Raw genomic sequence first — 2,868 nt, forward strand, 5'->3', positions numbered from 1 at the left:
CTGCGCCAGGCTCAACCCCGTCGCTTGGGCGATCTGGCCGACCGTAAGAACGCCCAGGGCGATGAGATTGCGGGCGGTGTCCTCGCGGCCTTTCTGCAATCCAATCTGCTCGCCCTCCTCCCGGCCCTCCTCCCGCGCCTCCGCCAGCAAGCTCGCTTCATCGCTCAGCGCCTTGGCGCGTGACTCGGCCCAGTAGCGCGCTTCCTCGTCCGCACTGAGCTCACGTAGCTTCTCGATGGCCCACTGGACCGGGGGATAGGGGTGAGTGCTCATGGTCGACTCCTCCTGCCAATGCGCAAAGTCGGCGATCCAGGCCGACAGCCGCGCAGGCAGTTGTCCCAGCCGGTCGGCCTTGCGCAGCTCGATGATGTTCAACTGCAGCTCACGCCCCAGACGCACCTCGGGGCGGGCACGGTCACGCATCTCGAAGCACCACAACGCTTGCTTGGCCTGCTCTGGCGCCTCGAACAGCGTGAAGTCGAGCAGATGGATGCCGATCACGGGCTTGAGGCGCCGATACGCCGTGCCCGCATCGAGCTGCTCGCTTAGCAGGCGTGCCAGATAGAGGAGGCCGCACCCGCTCCAGTGCGTGAAGCGACGCACCTGCATTTCAATAGCGTAGCGCTGCCCGCGCTCGTCGACGGCCCGCAGGTCGAGCACCAGCGACTTGCCGCTGAGCCGCTCGGGCGTCAGACGCGGATTGAGCAGACTGACCTCGACAATCGCCGGCTCGTCGCGGCGTACGACATTGATCAGATCGACCAGCAGTGCCGGCTCCTCGGAGAAGACGCGGAAGAAGACGTAGTCGTTCTTGGGGTCGAGCAGGTCGGCGGCGAGGATCTCTGGCATGCGGGCGGGTCCGGAGGGATGAGGACGAAGAGTGTTCTCATGATACGCATCGGCACGCCAAGCCCCAATCTGCAAACCACGCCAGCCTGGTCCCTGTTGTCCTAGACGGCGACCTCGATTGAACTTCAACGGCTAAATAAATCTGTCCCCTTTAGTCCCCAATAGTCCCCTTAATGTCTAATCGGCCCACAGGGCATCGAGCTTGAAGGGGACGGCCTCAAAGGGCTCGGCCGCCACATCGGCGTCGTCGACAAAGCTCGCTAGCAGAACCCATTGGTGGTCCCTGAGCTTGAATGCCTCCAAGGTCCGAGCGACGGGGTCCACGAGCCAGCAGTATGGGATGCCGTTGGCGGCGTAGAGGGGCATCTTGGTCATACGGTCCACTCTCGCGGTCGAGGGCGAAATGACTTCGCACACCCAGTCCGGCGCCAACGCGATCCAGGCCGTTTCTGGAAGCTGGGGCAGCCGCTCGCGACGCCATCCCGCGAGATCGGGCACCAACACATCCGCGCCCAAATGCAGCTCGGGCTCGTCCAGTATCCACCAGCCGCCTGGTCCGCCGCGACTGCGCTGGAAGGGATTGCCGATCTCCATTCCGATGGCGGAAGCGGCCAGGGCATGGCGGGGTGCTGGGCGCGGATGGGCGTACAGCTCGCCGTCAATGATCTCGCCGACCAAGGTATCGGGGAGCGAGAAGAGATCGGCATACTGGGCAGGGCGTGCCTGGGGGTGGGGCATGGTGACGTGCCTGTAGTCGGTTATCCGAATGAACTTGGTCTGGATGCTACGTTCAGAAGATCGAGGCCGGCTCCCTATGGCTCCGCCTTACAGAACGCCTGTAAGTGCGGCTTCAGCCGCATCGGCCGCGTGCGGCTAAAGCCGCACCTACAGATGGTGGCCGAGCTTACGATCGACACCAGCCGGCCCCTAAGGCTCTGCTCCACGCAGCGCCTCGATCTGCGCCAGGCTCAACCCCGTCGCTTGGGCGATCTGGCCGACCGTAAGAACGCCCAGGGCGATGAGATTGCGGGCGGTGTCCTCGCGGCCTTTCTGCAATCCAATCTGCTCGCCCTCCTCCCGGCCCTCCTCCCGCGCCTCCGCCAGCAAGCTCGCTTCATCGCTCAGCGCCTTGGCGCGTGACTCGGCCCAGTAGCGCGCTTCCTCGTCCGCACTGAGCTCACGTAGCTTCTCGATGGCCCACTGGACCGGGGGATAGGGGTGAGTGCTCATGGTCGACTCCTCCTGCCAATGCGCAAAGTCGGCGATCCAGGCCGACAGCCGCGCAGGCAGTTGTCCCAGCCGGTCGGCCTTGCGCAGCTCGATGATGTTCAACTGCAGCTCACGCCCCAGACGCACCTCGGGGCGGGCACGGTCACGCATCTCGAAACACCACAACGCTTGCTTGGCCTGCTCTGGCGCCTCGAGCAGCGTGAAGTCGAGCAGATGGATGCCGATCACGGGCTTGAGGCGCCGATACGCCGTGCCCGCATCGAGCTGCTCGCTTAGCAGGCGTGCCAGATAGAGGAGGCCGCACCCGCTCCAGTGCGTGAAGCGACGCACCTGCATTTCAATAGCGTAGCGCTGCCCGCGCTCGTCGACGGCCCGCAGGTCGAGCACCAGCGACTTGCCGCTGAGCCGCTCGGGCGTCAGACGCGGATTGAGCAGACTGACCTCGACAATCGCCGGCTCGTCGCGGCGTACGACATTGATCAGATCGACCAGCAGTGCCGGCTCCTCGGAGAAGACGCGGAAGAAGACGTAGTCGTTCTTGGGGTCGAGCAGGTCGGCGGCGAGGATCTCTGGCATGCGGGCGGGTCCGGAGGGATGAGGGCGAAACGTGTTCTCATGATACGCATCGGCACGCCAAGCCCCAATCTGCAAACCACGCCAGCCTGGTCCCTGTTGTCCTAGACGGCGACCTCGATGAGCTTCAACGGCTAAATAGTGCCTGGCCGAAAAGTCTGTTTCATCTTACGGGACAATGGCTTAAAATATGACCCCATGGTCGAAGTTTCGGCG

General features: G+C 64.1%; 3 protein-coding genes. All 3 read right to left on the minus strand.

All coding sequences use genetic code 11. The features are described from left to right. A partial coding sequence (locus G3446_RS26160) for an Rpn family recombination-promoting nuclease/putative transposase (RefSeq protein WP_164456593.1) occupies positions 1–849 on the minus strand: 849 nt, incomplete at its 3' end. Positions 850–1,026: 177 nt separating this feature from the next. Continuing rightward, on the minus strand, positions 1,027–1,587 hold the full coding sequence (locus G3446_RS26165) for a Uma2 family endonuclease (RefSeq protein WP_164456594.1): 561 nt from the start codon (positions 1,585–1,587) through the stop codon (positions 1,027–1,029). A gap of 189 nt (positions 1,588–1,776) precedes the next feature. Beyond that, a complete protein-coding gene (locus G3446_RS26170) occupies positions 1,777–2,655 on the minus strand; it encodes an Rpn family recombination-promoting nuclease/putative transposase (protein ID WP_164456595.1) in 879 nt (292 codons plus the stop codon). Between the last annotated feature and the right edge of the window lie 213 nt (positions 2,656–2,868).

Origin of the sequence: Thiorhodococcus minor (genome assembly GCF_010820565.1) — a bacterium.
Classification (GTDB): Bacteria; Pseudomonadota; Gammaproteobacteria; order Chromatiales; family Chromatiaceae; genus Thiorhodococcus; species Thiorhodococcus minor.